This is a genomic window from Prauserella aidingensis, assembly GCF_024171865.1.
Classification (GTDB): Bacteria; Actinomycetota; Actinomycetes; order Mycobacteriales; family Pseudonocardiaceae; genus Prauserella; species Prauserella aidingensis.
Genome location: NZ_JAMTCN010000013.1, coordinates 14,940 through 34,194 on the forward strand (window position 1 = coordinate 14,940; position 19,255 = coordinate 34,194).

At 72.4% G+C, this 19,255-nt stretch carries 19 protein-coding genes and 3 pseudogenes; 15 read left to right on the plus strand and 7 right to left on the minus strand.

The features are described from left to right. Positions 1-4: 4 nt before the first annotated feature. Entirely contained in the window at positions 5-1,447 is a 1,443-nt protein-coding gene (locus LY13_RS14505; RefSeq protein ID WP_253828956.1) for a cytochrome P450, read from the minus strand. A gap of 95 nt (positions 1,448-1,542) precedes the next feature. Between LY13_RS14505 and LY13_RS14510 the strand changes: the two genes are divergently transcribed. Further along, positions 1,543-1,977 (plus strand): DUF4383 domain-containing protein, encoded by a 435-nt coding sequence (locus LY13_RS14510; protein WP_253828957.1) that lies wholly within the window; start codon positions 1,543-1,545, stop codon positions 1,975-1,977. A 258-nt stretch (positions 1,978-2,235) separates the two neighbouring features. After that, a pseudogene (locus LY13_RS14515) lies at positions 2,236-3,458 on the plus strand (glycosyltransferase). 88 nt (positions 3,459-3,546) lie between these two features. Here LY13_RS14515 and LY13_RS14520 read toward each other — a convergent pair. Further along, complete coding sequence (locus LY13_RS14520) at positions 3,547-4,443, minus strand: glycosyltransferase family 2 protein (protein WP_253828958.1); 897 nt, start codon at positions 4,441-4,443, stop codon at positions 3,547-3,549. Next, positions 4,443-5,306 (minus strand): glycosyltransferase family 2 protein, encoded by an 864-nt coding sequence (locus LY13_RS14525; protein ID WP_253828959.1) that lies wholly within the window; start codon positions 5,304-5,306, stop codon positions 4,443-4,445. Before LY13_RS14525 ends, LY13_RS14520 begins: the two co-directional genes overlap by 1 nt. Positions 5,307-5,409: 103 nt before the next feature. Between LY13_RS14525 and LY13_RS14530 the strand changes: the two genes are divergently transcribed. The 7 genes and pseudogenes from LY13_RS14530 to LY13_RS14560 all read left to right on the plus strand — a co-directional run bounded on the left by LY13_RS14530 (position 5,410) and on the right by LY13_RS14560 (position 12,182). After that, positions 5,410-6,441, plus strand: a complete 1,032-nt coding sequence (locus LY13_RS14530) for an NAD-dependent epimerase/dehydratase family protein (RefSeq protein ID WP_308216335.1) — start codon at positions 5,410-5,412, stop codon at positions 6,439-6,441. After that, positions 6,438-8,065: pseudogene (locus LY13_RS14535) on the plus strand (carbamoyltransferase family protein). The gene LY13_RS14530 and the pseudogene LY13_RS14535 overlap by 4 nt, the downstream one beginning before the upstream one ends. Beyond that, positions 8,062-9,546, plus strand: a complete 1,485-nt coding sequence (locus LY13_RS14540) for an HAD-IIIA family hydrolase (protein WP_253828960.1) — start codon at positions 8,062-8,064, stop codon at positions 9,544-9,546. The pseudogene LY13_RS14535 and the gene LY13_RS14540 overlap by 4 nt, the downstream one beginning before the upstream one ends. Continuing rightward, positions 9,543-10,610, plus strand: coding sequence for a glycosyltransferase family 9 protein (locus LY13_RS14545; protein WP_253828961.1), 1,068 nt, complete (start codon positions 9,543-9,545; stop codon positions 10,608-10,610). Before LY13_RS14540 ends, LY13_RS14545 begins: the two co-directional genes overlap by 4 nt. Before the next feature lie 56 nt (positions 10,611-10,666). Further along, the gene (locus tag LY13_RS14550) at positions 10,667-11,257 is read left to right on the plus strand and encodes a D-sedoheptulose-7-phosphate isomerase (RefSeq protein WP_372493833.1); all 591 of its coding nucleotides are present in this window, start codon (positions 10,667-10,669) and stop codon (positions 11,255-11,257) included. 90 nt (positions 11,258-11,347) lie between these two features. Further along, positions 11,348-11,905, plus strand: a complete 558-nt coding sequence (locus tag LY13_RS14555; protein ID WP_253828962.1) for a hemerythrin domain-containing protein — start codon at positions 11,348-11,350, stop codon at positions 11,903-11,905. Positions 11,906-11,951: 46 nt separating this feature from the next. Then, positions 11,952-12,182 (plus strand): hypothetical protein, encoded by a 231-nt coding sequence (locus tag LY13_RS14560; protein WP_253828963.1) that lies wholly within the window; start codon positions 11,952-11,954, stop codon positions 12,180-12,182. A 163-nt stretch (positions 12,183-12,345) separates the two neighbouring features. Here LY13_RS14560 and LY13_RS14565 read toward each other — a convergent pair. Both LY13_RS14565 and LY13_RS14570 read right to left on the minus strand, forming a co-directional pair. Beyond that, positions 12,346-13,318, minus strand: a pseudogene (locus LY13_RS14565) (glycosyltransferase). Next, complete coding sequence (locus LY13_RS14570; protein WP_253828964.1) at positions 13,315-13,899, minus strand: hypothetical protein; 585 nt, start codon at positions 13,897-13,899, stop codon at positions 13,315-13,317. Before LY13_RS14570 ends, LY13_RS14565 begins: the two are co-directional and overlap by 4 nt. A 138-nt stretch (positions 13,900-14,037) precedes the next feature. Between LY13_RS14570 and LY13_RS14575 the strand changes: the two genes are divergently transcribed. The 3 genes from LY13_RS14575 to LY13_RS14585 all read left to right on the plus strand — a co-directional run bounded on the left by LY13_RS14575 (position 14,038) and on the right by LY13_RS14585 (position 15,791). Continuing rightward, complete coding sequence (locus LY13_RS14575; protein WP_253828965.1) at positions 14,038-14,418, plus strand: hypothetical protein; 381 nt, start codon at positions 14,038-14,040, stop codon at positions 14,416-14,418. 15 nt (positions 14,419-14,433) lie between these two features. Then, positions 14,434-15,516, plus strand: a complete 1,083-nt coding sequence (locus LY13_RS14580; RefSeq protein ID WP_253828966.1) for an Rv2629 family ribosome hibernation factor — start codon at positions 14,434-14,436, stop codon at positions 15,514-15,516. A gap of 92 nt (positions 15,517-15,608) precedes the next feature. Then, positions 15,609-15,791, plus strand: a complete 183-nt coding sequence (locus tag LY13_RS14585) for a hypothetical protein (RefSeq protein ID WP_253828967.1) — start codon at positions 15,609-15,611, stop codon at positions 15,789-15,791. Positions 15,792-15,852: 61 nt separating this feature from the next. Here LY13_RS14585 and LY13_RS14590 read toward each other — a convergent pair whose 3' ends face one another. Further along, positions 15,853-16,263 carry a RidA family protein gene (locus LY13_RS14590; protein ID WP_253828968.1) on the minus strand — a complete coding sequence of 137 codons (411 nt, stop codon included), beginning with the start codon at positions 16,261-16,263 and terminating at the stop codon, positions 15,853-15,855. Between the two features lie 122 nt (positions 16,264-16,385). Between LY13_RS14590 and LY13_RS14595 the strand changes: the two genes are divergently transcribed. Further along, a complete protein-coding gene (locus tag LY13_RS14595; protein ID WP_253828969.1) occupies positions 16,386-16,751 on the plus strand; it encodes a winged helix-turn-helix transcriptional regulator in 366 nt (121 codons plus the stop codon). A 36-nt stretch (positions 16,752-16,787) separates the two neighbouring features. On the opposite strand, the gene LY13_RS14600 is transcribed toward LY13_RS14595, so the two are convergent. Continuing rightward, on the minus strand, positions 16,788-17,354 hold the full coding sequence (locus LY13_RS14600) for a TetR/AcrR family transcriptional regulator (protein ID WP_253828970.1): 567 nt from the start codon (positions 17,352-17,354) through the stop codon (positions 16,788-16,790). Between the two features lie 134 nt (positions 17,355-17,488). Here LY13_RS14600 and LY13_RS14605 point away from each other — a divergent pair, with 134 nt between their 5' ends. Beyond that, on the plus strand, positions 17,489-17,962 hold the full coding sequence (locus tag LY13_RS14605; protein ID WP_253828971.1) for a hypothetical protein: 474 nt from the start codon (positions 17,489-17,491) through the stop codon (positions 17,960-17,962). A 174-nt stretch (positions 17,963-18,136) separates the two neighbouring features. Next, a complete protein-coding gene (locus LY13_RS14610; RefSeq protein ID WP_253828972.1) occupies positions 18,137-19,162 on the plus strand; it encodes a Gfo/Idh/MocA family protein in 1,026 nt (341 codons plus the stop codon). Positions 19,163-19,255: the final 93 nt, after the last annotated feature.

The following is a 19,255-nucleotide window of genomic DNA, read 5'->3' on the forward strand; positions in this document are numbered from 1 at the left end:
GGTCTCAGCCGGACACCCTCAGCGCGAAGTGATTCAGGCTCGCGGGGACCCGGCCGCCGTCGAGTCGGGCACCCCCGGTCGCGTCCAACCGCGGCTCGCGCTCCCGGAGAACGGCGGCGAGGAACGTGGCCGTGGTGAACAGGACGACATCCCTGCCGGGACACGCCGCGGGGCCCGCGCTGAACGGCACGAGTGCGGGCTGTGCCGCGGCTCGCCCGTCCAGCCAGACGTCGGGGGCGAACCGGTCGGCGTAGGGCAGGCGGGCGGAGTCCCGGTGGAACAACGGTGCGAAGGCGAGGAGGGTCGCGCCGTTCCGGGCCCACGCGGTGTCGGTACGCGCCTCGCGCAGAAGTGCCGGTGTGGTGGGCCACAGTCGCAGCGATTCGAGTACGCAGGCGCGCAGGAACGGCAGCTGTCGCGCGGTGTCCGCCGCTCCGTCCCGCGCTTCCTCGCGGGCACGGCGGAGCATGTCCGGCTGCGCGGCGAGCAGCGCCAGCGTCCGGAACGTCGCGATGCCGGCGGCGTCGAAGGCGAACAACCAGTGCAGCAGCTGACTCGCGACGGCGTCGGACACCGAACCGGCCCCGGTGCCGCCCGAGCCGTGCGACCGGCCCGCGTTCCCGTCCTCCGCGGCCGAGGCGGCGAGGACGGACGCGAGACTGCCCGGCCGGTGCGAGGCGACCTGCTGTTGGACGAGTTCGAGCAGCCGTGTCCGCTGCCGCCGGAGTTTCGGAACGAGGTAGGCCCAGTTCGCGCGTTGTCGCAGCGTGGTGAGCAGCGCGGTGATCTCCCGGTCGTCGACCGTGTCGCCGCCGAGAGTGATCTCCCTGACCAGCCGCCACCAGGTGTCGGCGAACTGCGCCCAGTCGACGACGTTCGGGAGCTCGGCGACGTGGGAGGCGATCGTCGCCGCCCAGTCGCCCGCGAGGTGGTGCACCTCGCGGGCGGGTTCGAGCACATCCTCGTTCAGGTCGCGGCGCTCGGCCCGCTCGTCGCCCTCCGAGATGAGCACGCCGTGCGGTTGGAACCGGCTCAGCGCGGCACGCTTCTCCAGCGTCGCGGGGCTGAACGGGGTCGGTGCCTCCGCGAGCAGGTGGCCGACGTCCGCGTGGTCCAACAGGACCGTGACCGATCGTCCCGGCCGCCGGAGCCGAACGGGCCGGCCGCGGTGGTCGCGCCGGAGCTTGCGCAGTGTCGTGACGGCGAGCCGGTCCACGTCGTAGCGTTCGACCATTTGCATCGCCGCGGGCCGTCGTCTGATCAGACCCGTCGCCACGGCCGGCAGCAACACCGTCGCGGCGACCCGCGTCGTCTCGCCGAGGGTCGCCGTGTCGGCGGCCGGATGCGGTTCGTCGGCGCGGAGGGTCGCCGTGGTGGGGATCGCCCGTGCTGTCGTGGCCGATCCTCCCGCCGCCCGGTCGGGCATGGCTCGGTCGGGTGTGGTCATGTCGTCCTGGTACCCCGCGCGGCGGCGGGTGAATCGACGCGAGTCGGTGACGACCGTCCCCGTTTCGGCTGTGTCACCTCGGGAACACCTCGGACATGTCGGGCAGCAACGCAAGGTGGGACAGGAGTCGTCCGCACACGGGATTCCGGGCGCGGGCGATCCTCTGTGTCGTCGGTGCCTGTTACGTCGCGCTCGGCGTCGCCGGGATGGCGAGCGGCCCCGGCCGAGTGCTGGTCTTCAGCTCGGGGCTGCTGCTCGACCTGGTGCGCACGGGTGTCGGTCTGCTGTGCCTCACCGCACTGCACCCCCGTGCGTCGGCCACCGCGATCGGCTGGTTCCTCACCGTGGGATTCACCGCGCTCGTCGCCTACGGGGTGCCCGCGGCCATCGCCACGGACAGGATCGACGTGGACCACGTCTTCCCGATCTCATGGGCGGACAACGTGCTGCACCTCGCGACAGCACTCGTGGGATTCACCGTCGCGATCACGCGGTACCGCGTACGCGACGTCGTGTCGCCCGGACAGTGATCCCGGGCAGTGATCCCGGCGTCGATCCCGGGCAGTGATCTCGGGCGGCGCTCCCGGCGACGCGACCGCGCCGGAAGCGACGTCCGCGGCCTGCGGCGCCTGACGTCGCCCGACCCCGCGGTCCGTCCACAGTGACCACAGAACCGTCCACAACGGCGATTCGACCTGTGCAGCGTTTAGGCCGTACCACGAAGGGAAACGACCACGGTACGTCATTGACCGCTTCAAGCGGGAGTCGAGTAGCACGGGAGGTGGCCGGTGAAGATCGCGATGGTCACCGAGCATGCCAGCCCTCTGGCGGCGCTGGGTGAGGAGGACGCGGGCGGACAGAACGTCCATGTGGCCGAGCTGTCGACCGCACTCGCCGGGCAGGGTCACGACGTCACGGTGTACACCCGCAGGGATTCGCACGAGCTCGCCGACGAGGTGCGTGCACCGGGCGGATACCGCGTGGTCCATGTTTCGGCCGGACCTCCGCACGCGTTGCCGAAGGACGAGCTCCTCCCGCACATGGGGGAGTTCGGCACCCGCCTGCGGGACATCTGGGACACGGACCCGCCGGACCTGGTGCATGCGCATTTCTGGATGTCGGGCTGGCCTCCGTACTCGCCACGAGGACGTTGGACGTGCCGGTGGTCCAGACCTTCCATGCGCTCGGTTCGGTGAAGCGGCGTTTCCAGGGCTCCGCGGACACCAGTCCCGCGGAGCGGGTCAAGATCGAGAAGTCGATCGGCCACGCCGTCGACCGGGTGCTGGCGACGCGCTCGGACGAGGTCTTCGAGCTCGTGCGGCTGGGTGTGCCGCGGGAGCGGATCTCGATCGTTCCCTGCGGCGTCGACGTCGAACGATTCTCGCCCCGAGGAGCCCGTGCGGGCCCGGAGCGGACGCGGAAGCACCGCCTTGTCGCCGTCGGGCGGCTGGTCCCGCGCAAGGGGTTCGCCACCGCGATCGAAGCGCTCGCGGAGCTTCCCGACACGGAACTGGTCGTCGCGGGCGGGCCGAAGGACGTCGCGTTGGCCGACGACCCCGAGGCCCGGCGACTCCGCGAGGCCGCCGAGGCGGCGGGTGTCGCCGACCGCGTGCGCCTGATCGGCCAGGTGTCGCGCAGCGACATGCCCGGGCTGCTGCGCTCGGCCGACATGGTGCTCTGCACACCCTGGTACGAGCCGTTCGGCATGGTGCCGCTCGAGGCGGTGGCGTGCGGCGTGCCCGTCGTGGCGAGCGCTGTGGGCGGGCTGACCGACACCGTCGTCGAAGGCACGACCGGTGGGCTGGCGCCGCCGCGCGATCCGCGGGGACTGGCCGATGCGGTCGGGCCGTTGCTTGCCGACGAGTCGGTACGTGAGTCGTGTGGCATGGCCGGCCGGAACCGTGCCGTGACTCGGTACTCCTGGCATCGCGTGGCCCACGACTGTGTGCGTGCCTATCAGCGCGTCGCCCCGGGAGCACGGACGCCGACAGCGGTCGCCACGTCGCAGTGAGCGGAAGGCCCGGCCACGGTGACAGTCCGCGTGGCCGGGCCTTTCTGCACTGCGCTGCTCGTCGCGGCCGAGCGTCGGCCTGCGCGCGTCAGTCCGTGTAGCTGCGTGCAGTCCGGTGCGCTCTGTCCGCCTCGAGGAGGCGCAGGTTCCGCTCGAGTCCGTCCGGGACGACCCGGCGCCGGCGAAGCGCCCACGGCAGGCCGCGTAGTGCTTCGCCGACCGCCGTGAGCGTCGCGCGGTCGCGGGGTGCGGACGCGACGAGGTCCGCGGAGCGGAGCAATGCCCGTCGCCACGGGCGGCGCAACCACAGTGTCCAGAGCGTGTTACGGATGCCGAGCTGCCTGCGGTGACGGGAATCCCTGCCCGCGGACGGACGGTGCCGCACGGTGACGTTCTCGGCCCAGCAGAGCCACCAGCCGCGTGCTGCGAGGTCCCACGACAGCAGTTCCTCCTCACCGCCGAGCCAGATGCGCGGACAGAATCCGCCGACGTCGAGGAAGGCCCGCCGGCGCACCATGGTGAAGCCCGCCAGCACTCCCAGGAGCGCGGGGCCAGGGAGCCAGTCGGGCGCGGGTACCGGTGAATGCCGCAGTTCCGGTGTGATCGGGTCCTCGGCCAGTTCCGGCTCGACGAGGCCGCGGCCCATGACGGCGCCGATCGAGGGATACCTGTCGAGCACGTCGGCTGCCGCGGCGAGCGAGCCGTCCTCCCAGACCGTGTCGTCGTCGCAGAAGGCGACGTACGGTGTCCCGGCCCGCTCGACCGCCAGGTTCCGTGCTGCCGCGCCCCGGTTCTCCCGGAGCGCCATCACGGTCACCTCCGGGTGGCGTCGTGCGACGGCGTCGGCGGTGCCGTCCGCGGAGGCGTTGTCCACCACGATCGTCGGCGCCGCGTCGGAGTGCCGCGCCATCCGGTCGAGCGTGGACAGTGCCTCGTCCCTGCGGTTGTGGGTGATCATCACGACGGCGACCCGGTGCGCGGTCATCAGTGGCCGTGTCCTTTCTCGAGCAGGCGAATGTCCTTCTCGACGGAACCGGGCAGGCGGCGCCGTTCGCGTACGGCTGCGGGAAGCCGGCTCACGGCACCGCGCAGGCCGTCGCGCGCTGCGGGATCGGACAGGGCGCGACGCGCCGTGGCCGCCGTCGCACGGGCGGCGTGCGCTGGGTCGCGCCGGAGCCATGCGATGAGTAGGGTGTTGCGCTGCTCCAGGGTTCGTCTGCCGTGGTCCGGTGCGTGCGCGGCGGGATCGTGCCGCGCGAGGACGTCCGGGGCGTGCGCCAGCGACCAGCCGGCGGCGGCGAGGTCGTAGGCGAGCAGCTTCTCCTCGGCCGCGAACCACAACAGCGGGTGGAACCCGCCCACGCCGAGGAAGGCGTCGCGGCGCACCACCGCCGCACAGGCCAGGAATCCGAGGACACGCGGCCCCGGAAGGTCTCCGGCTCCGTCGAGAGGGGAGTGAGCCATCAGGCCGGCGACCGGATCGGGCTCACGAGTGGCGCCGACGAGCGGCCGGGCGGCCAGCAGTCCCACGTCCGGGTAAGCGTCGAGGACCCGTTCGGCGCGCGGGAGCGCTCCGGGCTCCCACCACGAATCGTCGTCGCTGAAGGCCACGTACGGTGTCCGGGCCTGCCGCACCCCATGGTTCCGCGCCACAGCGCCTTCGTTGTGTGACAACGACAACACGTCCACCTCCGGATGTGTGTCGCGGACCCGGCGCACGGTGTCGTCGCTCGAGGCGTTGTCGACCACGACGACCGCGGGCCGCGGGTCGAGTCCGCGTAGCCGGCGCAGGGTGCGCAGCAGGCTGTCGCAACGGTTCCTCGTGGCGATGACGACGGTCGTTCGCATCCGCGGCTCCCTTCGTGGTGCTCCCCGGTCGACGTCGTGCGGCTACCCAGCAGCGGCCGGGAGCACCCTGTTTGCGACTCGTGGCGTCGGGTAGTCGACTGCCGTGCGAGAGTTCGAACGAGTAGTGATCACCGGCGGCGCCGGCTTCCTGGGACGGCACCTGTGCGCGAGAATGCTCGGCGCCGGTGTCGAGGTGGTCTGCGTCGACGATCTGTCCACAGCGGACGATGCGCAACCGCGAGGTCTGCGGGAGCTGGCGGGCAGGCCCGGCTTTCACGTCGTCGAAGCGGACGTCTCCCGGGGCATTCCGGTCGGAGTGGACATCGACGCCGTGTTCCATCTGGCTTCGCCGGCCTCGCCCGCCGACTACACCGCGATGCCGTTGCACACACTGCGTACCGGTTCGGCGGGCACCGAGCACGCCCTCGAGCTGGCCGCTGCCCGCGGCGCCCGGTTCGTACTCGCGTCGACGAGCGAGGTCTACGGCGACCCGCTGCAGCATCCGCAGCCGGAGAGTTACCGGGGCAACGTCGACCCGACGGGGCCGCGCAGCATGTACGACGAGGCGAAGCGGTACGCGGAGGCGCTCACCGTCGCGTACCGACGCGGTCACGGCGTGCCCACGGCGATCGCCCGCATCTTCAACACCTACGGCCCGGGTATGCGGGCCGGCGACGGCCGGATGATTCCGACGTTCGTCCGCCAGGCGTTGCACGGCGCGCCCGTGACGGTCGCCGGGGACGGGATGCAGACGCGATCGCTGTGCTACGTCGACGACACGGTACGGGGTCTGGACCTGCTTGCCCGGTCCGATGTGGCCGGACCGGTGAACATCGGTGGTCCCGAGGAACTGACGGTGCGTGCGGTGGCCGAACGGGTCGTGGCCGCGACGGGCGGCCGCTCGGCGATTCACACCGTCGGCGCGTCACCGGACGATCCGCGCCGGCGGCGTCCCGAGATCACGCTGGCGCGCTCGGCACTGGGCTGGTCCCCCGAGGTCTCCCTCGACGAGGGCATCGAGCGGACCGTCCGCTGGTTCGCGGGCAGAACGGACGTGCCTGCCGCCGCGGCGTCGAACCCGGACTCGCGGCAGCGGGCGGTGGAAACCGACATTCCTGCGGAGGTGGAGCGGTGATCGTCCTCGGTGTCAACGCGGTCTTCCACGACTCGGCGGCCGCTCTGGTCGTCGACGGGCGGACGGTCGCGGCCGCGGAGGAAGAGCGGTTCACGCGCCGCAAGCACGCGAAACGCCCCGTGCCGTTCGCCGCGTGGGAGCTGCCGGAACAGGCGATGGCGTGGTGTCTCGAGCACGCGGGCATCGGCGCGGAGGACGTCGACGCCGTGGCCTACTCGTACGATCCGTCGGTCGTCGACGACGACGCGGAGGGCACTGACCCGTCGTGGGAGAGCCTGCGCACGACGTACGCCGCGCGCGTCCCGCAGTTCCTCCGCACGGCGTTGCCGGGACTGGAAGCCGGCCGGGTCCGGTTCGTGCGCCACCACGTCGCGCACGCCGCCTCCGCGGGACTCGCCGCACCGTTCGACGAGTCGGCCGTCCTGGTGGCCGACGGACGCGGCGAACGCGGTTCGTATCTCGCGGGCGAGTACCGGGACGGCAAGCTCGTCGAACTGGCCACGCAGGAGCTGCCCCACTCGCTCGGACTGCGCTACGAGGACCTGACCGAGCACCTGGGATTCTCCTGGTCGAGCGACGAATACAAGGTCATGGCGCTGGCCTCGTACGGCACGCCGCGGTTCGCCGACGCCCTCGCCGAGGCGTTGCACACGACCGGTGACGGCGGGTTCCGCGCTCCGCCGGTGGACTGGACCGCCTACGCGCCACGCCGCGGCCCCGACGAACCGTGGCGCCGCGAGCACGCCGACCTCGCGGCGAGTGTCCAACTGCGGCTCGAGGACATGCTGCTCGACCGCGCGCACTGGCTGCACGACCGAACGGGGCAGCGGGCGCTGACGCTCGCGGGAGGCATCGGCCTGAACTGTGTGGCCAACAGCCGGCTCCACGCCGAGGGGCCGTTCGAGCGGGTGTGGGTCCAGCCCGCCGCGGGTGACGCGGGCACGGCGCCGCGCTCCACGTCGCCGCCGAACTCGGTGAGGACATCGCGCCCATGCCGGGAGCCGACCTGGGACGAGGGTTCACCGACGAGGAGATCGAGGAGACTCTCGAGCGTGCCGACGTGCCCTACCGGCGGTGCGACGACGTCGCCGCGACGGTCGCCGAGGCGCTCGCCGAGGACCGGCTCGTCGCATGGTTCCAGGGCCGCGCCGAGTTCGGGCCACGCGCGCTCGGCCACCGGTCGCTGCTCGCGCACCCCGGCCGGGAGGAGAACCTGCGCAGGCTCAACGACGTCAAGGGCAGGGAACAGTTCCGGCCCGTGGCGCCGATGGTGGCTGCGCAGCGGGCCGCCGACGTGTTCGAGCGGGGGCCGTTGCCGAGCCCGTACATGCTGTTCGTCCACGACGTCCGCCCGGACTGGCGGGAACGTCTGCCCGCGGTGACCCACGTCGACGGCACCGCACGCATCCAGACCGTCGACCCCGACGACGACCCGTTGACCGCCCGCGTGCTCGCCGGGTTCGAACGCCGGACGGGACTGCCCGCGGTGGTCAACACCAGCTTGAACACCGCCGGTCGGCCGATCGTGGACACTCCGCGGGACGCCCTCGAATGCTTCGGCTCCGGCCCCGTCGACGTCCTGGCGATCGGACCGTACGTCGTGGAACGCGGGAGCGCGCGATGACCGGAGTGCGGTGCACGGTGGTCGTCCCCACCGGCGGCAGGCCGTCGCTCGGGACGACGTTGACGGCCGTCGACGCGGCGGAGGGCGCTGCGCCGGTCGAGATCGTCGTCGTGGACGACCGTGGTGATCCCGGATCGCCGCTCCCGATTCCCGAGCTGACGACGAGTGTGCGCGTGGTCCGCAGCGGCGGGGGCGGTCCCGCGCGCGCCCGCAACATCGGCTGGCGGCTCGCGGAGACCGAGTGGGTGGCGTTCCTGGACGACGACGTCGTTCCCGGCCACACCTGGTGCGGCGACCTGATGGACGATCTGGCCTCGCTCGGTCCGGAGGTGGCCGGTTCGCAGGGCAACATCACGGTGCCACTGCCGGGTGGCCGCAGGCCCACCGACGACGAACGCAGTACGTACGCGCTCACCGAGGCGCGATGGATCACCGCCGACATGGCCTACCGCCGGAGCGCGCTCGCCGCGGTCGGCGGGTTCGACGAGCGGTTCCCACGCGCCTACCGGGAGGACGCGGACCTGGCCGTGCGGATGCAGCACCTGGGGTACCGGCTCGTCCGCGGGCACCGCAGGACGACGCATCCTCCGCACCGGCCCGCGTTCCTGGCGTCGGTGCGCAGGCAGGCGGGCAATGCCGACGACGCACTCCTGCGGGCCAAGTACGGGCCGGGGTGGCGCGAGCTGATCGGCGAGGGTCCCGGGCGCCGGCGTACCCACGCCGCGACGACGGCGGCCGCCGTGGCCGCGGCGGTGTGCGGGCTCGCGCGGAGGCGACGGTCCGCGCTGGCGTCCCTGGCGGCGTGGACGTGGCTGACCGGGCGTTTCGCGGTCGAACGGATCCGGCCGGGGCCCCGCGATCCCGCCGAGCTGGTGCGGATGCTCGCCACCAGTGTGCTGATCCCTCCTGTCGCGTGCGCGCACGCCGTCGCAGGGTGGTGTCGTGTCCGCCGGGAACGCCCCCGCCCCGCCGCGGTGCTGTTCGACCGGGACGACACGCTCATCGAGGACGGGCCGTATCTGTCCGATCCGGACGGTGTCCGGCCGGTGCCCGGTGCCGGCGCGGTGCTCGACGAGCTCCGCAGGCGGGGCATCGCCGTCGGGGTGGTGTCGAACCAGTCGGGGGTCGCACGCGGCCTGATCTCACCGGACCAGCTCGCCGCGGTGAACGCCACGGTGGAGCGTCTCCTGGGCCCGTTCGACACGTGGCAGGTCTGCCCGCACGGTGAGGACGACGGTTGCGCGTGCCGCAAGCCGCGTCCCGAACTGGTGCACCGGGCGGCGCGGGCGGTGGGCGTGCCCGTGCATCGGTGCGTCGTCGTCGGGGACACCGGAGCCGATGTGGACGCGGGCAGGGCGGCGGGTGCGGTCGGCGCACTCGTCCCGACCGCGCGCACCCGCGAGGCCGAACGGGCCCGCACGCCCCTCGTGGCCGGTGACCTGGCCTCGGCCGTCCGGCTCGGACTGGAGGCGTTGGCATGACCGCGACGTCGGCGACCCGGGACGACCCGGTCACTCCGCGCCGTGTGCTGGTGGCGCGACAGGACAGTCTCGGTGACGTGCTGCTGGCCGGGCCGTGCGTCCGCGCCGTCGCCGCCGCGGCGGAGTCGGTGACGATGCTCACCGGGCCGCAGGGGACGGCCGCGGCGCACCTGCTGCCCGGGGTGGACGAGGTCGTCGAGTGGTCGGCGCCCTGGATCGACCCGGACCCCGACCCCGTGGACGCGGGCGACCTCGCGCGGTTGCGCGCGCAGGTCCGGGGCAGGGGCTTCGACGCGGCGCTGGTCCTGACGTCCTTCCACCAGTCGCCGCTGCCGCTCGCGCTCGTACTCCGGGAGGCCGGCGTGCCGTGGATCGGCGCGATCAGCGAGGACTACCCGGGGTCGCTGCTGGATCTCCGGCACCGTTCGACGGGGGACGTCCCCGAACCGGAGCGCGCGTTGTCGTTGGCGGAGGCGGCGGGGTTCCACCTGCCGGACGACGACTCCCGCGGGCTCGCGGTGCGCAGGCCGCTCCCCGACGTGTCCGGTCTGACGGGGCCGCCGGGCTACGTGGTCGTGCATCCCGCCGCGTCGGTGCCCGCACGGAGTCCGTCGGCGGCGACGGCGCGCCGGATCGTGCGGGAGCTCACCCGGGCGGGCAACCGGGTGGTCGTCACCGGAGCGCCGGAGGAACGGGCCCTCGCCCGCGAGGTCGCCGGCTGTGACGCCCTCGACCTCGGAGGGGTGCTGGGTTTCACCGAGCTGGCGTCCGTATTGGACGGAGCAGCCGCCGCGGTCGTGCCGAACACCGGTCCCGCACACCTGGCCGCGGCGGTCGGGACCCCGGTCGTGTCGTTGTTCGCACCGGTCGTGCGGGCCGAGCGCTGGGCCCCGTACGGCGTTCCCGCGGTGGTCCTGGGCGACCCGTGGGCACCGTGCCGGGACACCAGGGCGCGGGAGTGCCCCGTTCCCGACCGGCATTGTCTGGACCGGATCGACCCTGCCGACGTGGTGCACGCGGTCCGCGCACTCACGGGCGCAGCCGTGTCCGAACCCGCGATGTGAACGAGGAGGATGCCGTGTCACGGAACGATCGATCCACCCTCGGCGGCACCGAGACGGTGGGCCATCTCGAACGGCTCAGCCACGCGTTGCAGCGGACGCGGGGCCGGACCGCGACGATCGACCGGTGGGGCCACACGCTCGCACAGGTACTGGGCTCGGGCGGGAGACTGTTGGCGTGCGGTAACGGCGGAAGCGCCGCGGAGGCACAGCACCTCACCGGCGAGCTGGTGGGCAAGTTCCGTGACGACCGGACGCCGCTGTCGGCGATCGCGCTGCACGCCGACACCTCGGCGGCCACGGCGATCGGCAACGACTACGGGGCGGCCGAGATCTACGCACGTCAGGTGCGTGCGCACGGGCGTGCGGGTGACGTGTTCGTCGGCCTGTCGACGAGCGGCAGCAGTGAGAACGTGTGCGCGGCGGCGAAGGCCGCCCGGTCGGCGGGGCTCGTGACCTGGGCGCTGACCGGTCCGGCACCGAACTCTCTCGAGTCGATCTGTGACGACGCGCTCCCGGTGGACGCACCCGATACCGCCACGGTCCAGGAGGTGCACCTGGCGGTGGTGCACGCCGTGTGTGCGGCCCTGGACGCGGAGCTCGGCCGACGCGACGTGGAACTCGGTTGGGACGAGGTGGAACTCGGTTGAGGCGCAGCGCGAATCCGTCCGTTACTTCGCGGCGGCTGCGGGAAACCGGAGAAGGAAGGACCACGAGCCGCCGGAGGTGAATCGGCGACCATGACGTGGGCACAGGCCGATGTGGTGGACGTCCTGCTCGATCAGCATCGGCAGGTCAAGACACTGCTGGCCGAGGTGCGCGAAGCCTCGGGCGACGCGAGACGCCGCGCGTTCGACGACCTGGTGCGGCTGCTCGCGGTGCACGAGGTGGCAGAGGAGGAGGTCGTGCACCCGGTGGCGCGCGATGCGATCGACAACGGTACGGCGATCGTCGACGACCGGCTCGCGGAGGAGGACGAGGCCAAGCACGCCCTCGCCGAGCTCCACGAGATGGGCGTCGACCATGCCGAGTTCGACGAACGCTTCGCGAGACTGGCCCATTCGGTCACCAGGCACGCCGAACAGGAGGAGAGCCGCGAGTTCCGGGTTCTCCGGCAACGTCTGGGCGCCGCACAGCTGGAAGGCATGCGCGGCGCTGTGAAAGCGGCCGAGGACGTCGCACCGACCAGGCCTCATCCGGGAATCGGCGAATCGGCACCGGCGAACATGCTCGCCGGACCGCCGTTGGCCGTGTTCGACCGGATCAGGGACGCCGTTCGCGACTGGAGGAACCGCTGAGCCGAGCGGGTGGCCGCGAACGGCCCGACCAGGAAAGGAGTGGGAGATGACGACGCCCGAAGGCGGTCATGTGACCGGCACGAAGGACAAGAATTACAACATCATCTGGTACGTCGAGTCGTGCCTGAGCAACGCGTTGCGGCTGGAGACCTACATCGGTGACGCCGAGCGTGACGGCGACGACGAGCTGGCCGAGTTGTTCCGCAAGGCGCAGGCCGACAGCCGCAAGGGTGCCGAGCAGGGCAAGGAACTGCTCAGGAAGCGTCTCGCGGACTGACGGGGTGACACGCAGGTTCCTCGGCAGGCCACGACGAGCGGCCCGGCAGGGTGGGTGCCGGGCCGCTCGTCTGCGTCGTGGGCCCGATGTGCTGGTGTGCTGAGGCTGACGCTCGGCGGGGCTCAGGGTCGTCCGGAGCGGGGTCCTCCGGCGCGGCGGCCAGTCAGCGCACCACCTCGGCCAGCAGGGATTCCCACCGTCGCAGGAACGCGTCGAGTCCGAAGTGGCGCAGCGCGTGCTCGCGCGCGTACTTTCCGCACAGCGCGGCGAGATCCGGTTCGGCGAGCAGCTCACGAAAGCCCCGTCGCAGCGCCTCGACGTCGGCCGACACGACACCCGCATCGGGCGGGACCGACGTCGGCGCCGCGGTACTCGCGAAGACGACGACGGGCATCCCGAGGTGCATCGCCTCGAGCAGTGAGAGACCCAGCGACGTCCAGCGGGCCGTGTGCAGGTAGACGCGGCGGCGGCACGTCGCCGAGGCCGCGCAGCGGTCCGGTGTCGCCGAGTTCGCCGGTGCCGATGCCGAACACGTCGACGGGCCCCACCTCGGACAGGTCGGCGAGCAGGTCGGAGCCCCCGACGCGGCGGCGCCGCACGGGCTCGTTGAGCATCGACACACCCGCGGCCAGCCCGCCGGTGTAGCGGTGGCCGGGGTCGGGGATGCCGTGTCCGACGACCTGGGTCGGGGCGATCCCGTTGTCCGACATGGCGCGGTTGTAGTGCGTGACGTGGACGATCGGGATGTCGTCGCGGTCGGCCAGTGGATGCCTGCTCTCCGCGGGGTTCGGCCGGGGCGCGTTGTGCTCGACGTACACGGCGGGCACGTCGCGGCCCGGACGCAGCCCGGTGAGCCGCTCCGCCTGTGCGACCTCCTCGGGCCGCTGCAACACCACCACGTCGGGTTCCGCGTGCCCCACCTCGGCCGTGGGAACCTCCTCGGCCGCGGGCCACTCCCGTCCCGCCGTCCCGCGACCCCACGGCCCGCGCTCCTCGTCGACGGGCAGCAGGTAGTGGTGCCGGCCGCGGACGAACGCGTCGGTCCACGATCCGTGGACGTGCCAGAGCAGGACGCGCAGCCGCGGTGCCGCAGAGGTCACGGTGGTGGCCGCGCCTGCGGGGTCCGGCGTCGTCATGGGCTGCGCACCTCCGGCAGGTCGGCCAGCGCGCGCTGCACCGTCTCGACCACGCGCGGGTGGCCGAGGGGCAGGGGAGGCGGCACCCGGTCCTGGTCGTCGTCGGTGCTGTGGGCGATCACCTCGACGGTGACACCCGCCCGCTCGGCCTCGTCGATCTCGGAGCCGTGGCGGCGCAGCCACGCGTCGTCGGCCTCGCTCGCGTGATCGGAGTCGGTCGGGCGATCGGAGTCGGAGACCTGGTCCGCCGCGGGGTCGACGAGCAGGACCGAGCGCACCGCGGACGTGTGCCGCCGTGCCAGGTCGATCGCGAACTCGCCGTAGGGCCCGGACGTGACGACGTCCGTGCGCGGACGGGCGGGGTCGGCCGCCGACAGCAGCCCGTCGCACTCGCCGTTGTCGCTCGCCGGAAGCCTGACCCAGACGATCTCGTGCCGGTCGGTCAGCGGTCGCCAGGTGGCGGGCAGTTCGTCGTGTTTGCCCGCCCCGGCGGGGTCGAGGACGAGTACCCGCCGGTCACCTCCGTGTCCGTGCACGGTGACGGCGGGACCTTCCGCGCGCAGGGGTTCGGTGTCCGACATGCCGCACGGATGCCCGGGCCGGGAAGCCGGAAAACGCCGTGACGGCGCGGCCCTGTGACCCGTGCAACGCGTTTATCCCGACGGCGGTCGGGCAACGCTCTGGGGTGCCCTCTCGCAGCGGCCGGAAAGGAGCGCCTGATGCAGCAGGAGGAGTTCGATGCGGTGACACCGCCGCAGGACACGGGCGCGCCGGACAGCGTCGAGGAGGATCCCGCCGCACTGGGCAGCGCCGAGGATCTCGACGAGGACCGGTTGCAACAGGACCCACTGGAAGGCGGGGTCGATCCGCCCGAACAGTGGTCGGGCGTCGACCGCTGGGGGACCACACCGGCTGAGGAACGTGAGGGTGAGCCGCTGGAGGAGCGACTCGCCGAGGAGCAGCCCGACACACCCGTGCCGCCCTCGCCCGAGCGGGAACCGGATCTGCCGCGGGGCCTCGACGACGAACGGAGCGAAGAGGCCGACAAGGCCGGCGGGTCGGTGGCGGATGCGATCCGCACACCGCGCCCACCCGAGTGACCGCCAGGAGGGACCATGCGCAGGGACGAACTGCAGGACGTACTGGCCGCGGAGGGCCCGTTCGCGTGCGCGTACTTCGACGCGTCGCACGACACCGAGGACGCGGCCGACCGCATCCGGTTGCAGTGGCGTTCGGTACGGGAACAGCTGACCGAACAGGGTGCGGATCAATCCACAGTGGACGCGATGGACCGGGCGGTCGAGGACGCGGCTCCGCCGGTCGGCAGCGCGGGCCGGGCGCTGATCGCCGCGGGCGGGGACGTGCTGGTCGACGAGTGGTTGCCGTCGCCGCCGCAGACCGTCGCCGCATGGTCCGACGTGCCGCAGCTGCTGCCGCTGCTGGCGTCGATGGACAGGCCGGTGCCGTACGTGGCGGTGGTCGCCGACCGTACCGAGGCGCGGCTCAAGGCCGTGGACCACAGCGGCGAACCGGTGGCGACGGAGGACGTCAGCGGTGAGGATTACCACGTCCACAAGCCGCGCGGCGGCGGCTGGTCGCACCGCCGGATCCAGCAGTACGCCGAGGAGTCGGTGAAGCGCAACGCCCGTGACATCGCCGACGAGGCCGACCTGCTCGCGCAGAAGGTGAGCGCGCGCCTGCTGGCGATCGGCGGCGAGGCGCAGACCCGGTCGGCGCTGCGCGAGGAGCTCTCCCCGCGGTGCCAGGAGATCGCGGTCGAGCTGAACGCGGGCCCCGCCGAGGGTGAACCGGACATGGACGAGTACGACACGTGGATCGCCGAGGTCGTCGAGCGGCAGCAGGCCGAGGACCGCGACGCGGTCGTGCAGCGGTACCGCGCCGCCGCAGGCAGGGACGGCGAGGCCTCGTCCGGACTGCGCGAGGTGACGTCCGCGCTGCGGGACGGCCGGGTCTCCACGCTGCTCGTGGACCGCGGGGCGCTCGGTGACTCCGCCGTGCTGTGGGGTGCGGACGTGCTCCGCGTCGCCACGGGCGACGACGGGTTGTCCGAGCAGAACGTCACCGAGCACCGCGCCGACGAAGCGTTGCCGGCGGCGGCGATCGCCGCCGGAGCGGACGTGCTGGTGGTCGACGGTGCCGAACTCCCGGACGGGGTCGGTGCGCTGTTGCGTTACTGAGGCGTCGGCCGAGGAGGCGCGGCGGGAAGCGCCGAGACGCGCACCGCCCGGCGGCCCGCCGATCGAGCCGCCGGAGATGTGGAGGGATCCGAATGAAACGCGAGAGTGATCAGCACGCGCCGTGGGTCGACGACGAGCTGGAACACGAGCTCGACGGCGCGTTGCGCGGCGACCGGCCGTCGCGGACCGACGAGGCGCGCGACCCGGAGCCGCCCGCCGACGACGATCCCGATGTCGCGGGATGGTCGCCGCGCAAGGAGGACGAGACCGGGTGACGCTCGGCCGCAGGAGGTGACCGGTGCCGGGTGCCCGCGCGGCGGGCACCCGGCACACGTGTCAGTCCAGCACGGCGTACGCCTCGACCTCGACGAGGACGTCGGGCTCGAACAGCTGCGCCACGTCGATGACGGACAGCGGCGGCAGCGGCGTGGGGATGCCGAGTTCGCCGGTGACCCGGTCGATCCCGGCCAGGAACGGATCCATCAGCTCGGAACGCCAGCCCGTGGTGAAGAAACGCAGCCGGACGACGTCGGAGAAGTAGGCGCCCGCTCCCGCGAGGCCGCGCGCGGTGTTGCGGAGCGCTTGCGCGACCTGGCCGGCGAGGTCGCCGGTCGCGACCGGAGTGCCCGCCGCGTCCCGGGCGATCTGCCCGGCGACGTGGACGTGCGTGGTGCCCGTCGCGACGGAGACGTGGTGGTACGGCACCGGCTGGAACATGCCCTCGGGGCTGAAGGTCTGCACGGTCATGGGACACCTTTCGCGGTGAGCGGGCGTCGCCCGCGGACGGTTTCGCCGCTGCTCGAATGTTGCCGAGCAGGTATCCAATGGCTACCTTGTATCCGAAGGGAACTTCAACGAGACCAGGTGTCATGGACGAAACCACCGAGCCCGGCAGGCTCGGCCCCGAGCACCGCGAGTTGTTGGGGCAGGTGCTGGACAAGTGGTCGCTCGAGGTGCTGGACCGGCTCTGTGAACGCCCGCGCCGGTTCAACGAGCTGCGGCGGGCGATTCCGGAGGTGACGCAGAAGTCGCTGACGGCGACTCTGCGGCGGCTGGAGCGCAACGGCATGATCGACCGGGACATCGTGAGCAGCAGGCCGGTCGGCGTCGAGTACCGGATCGCGCCGCTCGGCAAGACGCTGCAGGACCTCATCGACGCGCTGCTGCAGTGGAGTGCCGCGCAGCTGCCGGAGGTACAGCGGGCTCGCGATCGGTTCGACGCCGCGGAGGGCTGACCGGGCCGTCCGGCGGGCGGTTCGGTTCGCGAGACCTCAGCGCAGGACGGTGGCCGCGAGATCGCGCAGGATCTCGTCGGTCTCCCGGTCCCGGTCCGCCGCGTCCGAGGTCAGCAGCCACAGTGCCGCGCCGTCGATGCCGAGCAGCAGCTGCCGGGCCTGCCTGGCCGGGTCGCCGTCCCTGAGTGATCCCTCCTCGGCCAGGACGTCGAGCCACCCGCGTACCCGCTCGTGGGCGCGGCGTACCGCCGACGTCCACCGGGACCGGCGTTCGGGTGTCGCGTCCGGGCCCGCCACCGCAGCGACGGTGGCGGCCCACCGCTCGAGCCCGTCGGCCGGGGTCACGAACTGCCGGAGGCATTCGACGAGCCGGTCGGAGGCCGGAACGCCGTGGTCACGGATCCGCAGATCGCCGAGCCGATCGTCGAAGGCCGCCTCGGTCACGGCGTCGTACAGCTCGCGTTGGGTGGGGAAGTAGTGGCGCAGTGTGCTGGCCCCGACGCCGGCACGTGCGGCGACGGCGCGCACGCTCAGTGCGGCCATACCTCGCTCGGTGGCGATGTCCCGCGCGGCGGCCACGATGGCGTCCCTGCGCCTGCCCATGTCGCTCCTCGCATGTGCCGGTCGTCGTCGTGACGAATGTCCGGTTCGTGTTACCGTGCCATCAACACTAGTACAGTGTACTAATGCTGCGGCGGTGGTCGCGCATTCTGCGGGGAAGGGGACCGAGGGGCGACATGATCAGCAGTGTGCAGGAATGGGCGTTGTCCCTGCCGTGGTTCCTTCACTGGGTCGGGATCCTCGTGCTCGGCGCGATTCCGTTCGTCGAGTCGTACTTCGGCTCGGTCATCGGCGTGCTGTCGGGCCTGTCGCCGTTCGTGGCGATCCCGGTGGCGATCGGCGGCAACGTCGTGTCGATGCTGGCGTTCGTGTTCGGCGCGCACGCGGTGCGGGGGCGGGTGATGCGCGACAGGGAACAGCCGCCGCTGTCGCCGCGGCGGCAGAAGGTCAAGGAACGGTTCGACAGGTACGGCGTGGCCGGCGTGAGCCTGCTCGGGCAGCTGGTGCTGCCCAGTCAGATCACGTCGGCACTCATCGTGTCGTTCGGGGCCTCCCGTGACCGGGTGATCGCGTGGCAGGTCGTCTCGATCGTCCTGTGGGGCGTGGTGTGCGGCGTGCTCGCCGTCTACGGCGTCAACGTCTTCGCCTGACGCCCGCGTGGCCTGCTCCGCAGGGGCCGTCGTCGGCGGGCGGCCGCGTACGATCGATCGCCGGCGTCGCGCCGGGCGACGCCGGCCGGGGGCCATTCACAGTCGAGAACACCCTTCACGGCCGAGAACACGAGTACCCGCACCAGCGGTACCCGAGCACAGCAAGGTGGGCACATGACCGTACGTACGGCCGTCATCGGTTTCGGACTCGCGGGGCGGGTTTTTCACGCCCCGTTCGTGGATCACGACGAGGCGTACTCGCTGGACTTCGTCGTCACGGGCAATGAGGAGCGGGCCCGGGAGGCGCGGGAGTCGTATCCGGGTGTGACGGTGCTGCCGGACATGGCGGCGTTGGTGGCGCGATCGTCCGATGTGGATCTGGTGGTGGTGGGGACGCCACCGGTGACGCACGCCGAGATCGCGGGCGCGGCGTTGGATGCGGGTCTGCACGTGGTGGTGGACAAGCCGTTCGCGACGACGAGTGAGCAGGGGCGGGCGTTGATCGAGCGTGCGCGCCGGGCCGGTCGCGTGTTGACGGTGTATCAGAACCGCCGGTGGGACGGGGATTTCCTGACGTTGCGGGAACTCGTCGAGTCCGGCGAGCTGGGCGAGGTGCACAGCTTCGAGTCGCGGTTCGAGTGGTGGCGGCCCGAGGGTGGACGTGGCTGGAAGGCCAGCGCGAGTGTCGCCGAGGGCGGCGGGATCCTGTTCGATCTGGGTACGCACCTGATCGATCAGGCGGTGCAGTTGTTCGGCCCTGTCGAGGATCTGTGGGCCGACGTGACCACGCGGGGCAGCGACAACGCCGACGACGATTCGGTGGTGGTGCTGCGGCACGCGGGTGGTACGCGGTCGCGGTTGATCATGTCGGGGTTCGCGGCGTTGCCCGCGCCGCGGTTCCACGTGCTCGGGTCGCGGGGTGCGTTCACGATCTGGGGTCTGGACCCGCAGGAGAACGCGCTGCGCGGGGGCGCCAAGCCGGGCGATGCCGGGGTGGGCGTGCGCGGGCAGGAGCAGTGGGCCACCGTCGGCACACGGGACGAGCAACGGCGGGTCGAACCGCGCCGCGGCGACTACGGCGGGTTCTACGCGCGGCTCGCCGAGGCGATCAACGGCACCGGCGAGGTTCCCGTGGACCCGAACGACGCGGTCGAGGTCCTCGAACTCGTCGAACGCGCACACCGCTTCGCGGCTCGCTGACCCAGAGGGCTCGACCACCGCGGGTGGGCCGCCGGAGTCGCGCCGCGGTCGCCACTCCGGCGGCCGCGGCGCCGGCCGGGGACGTCCCCGTCG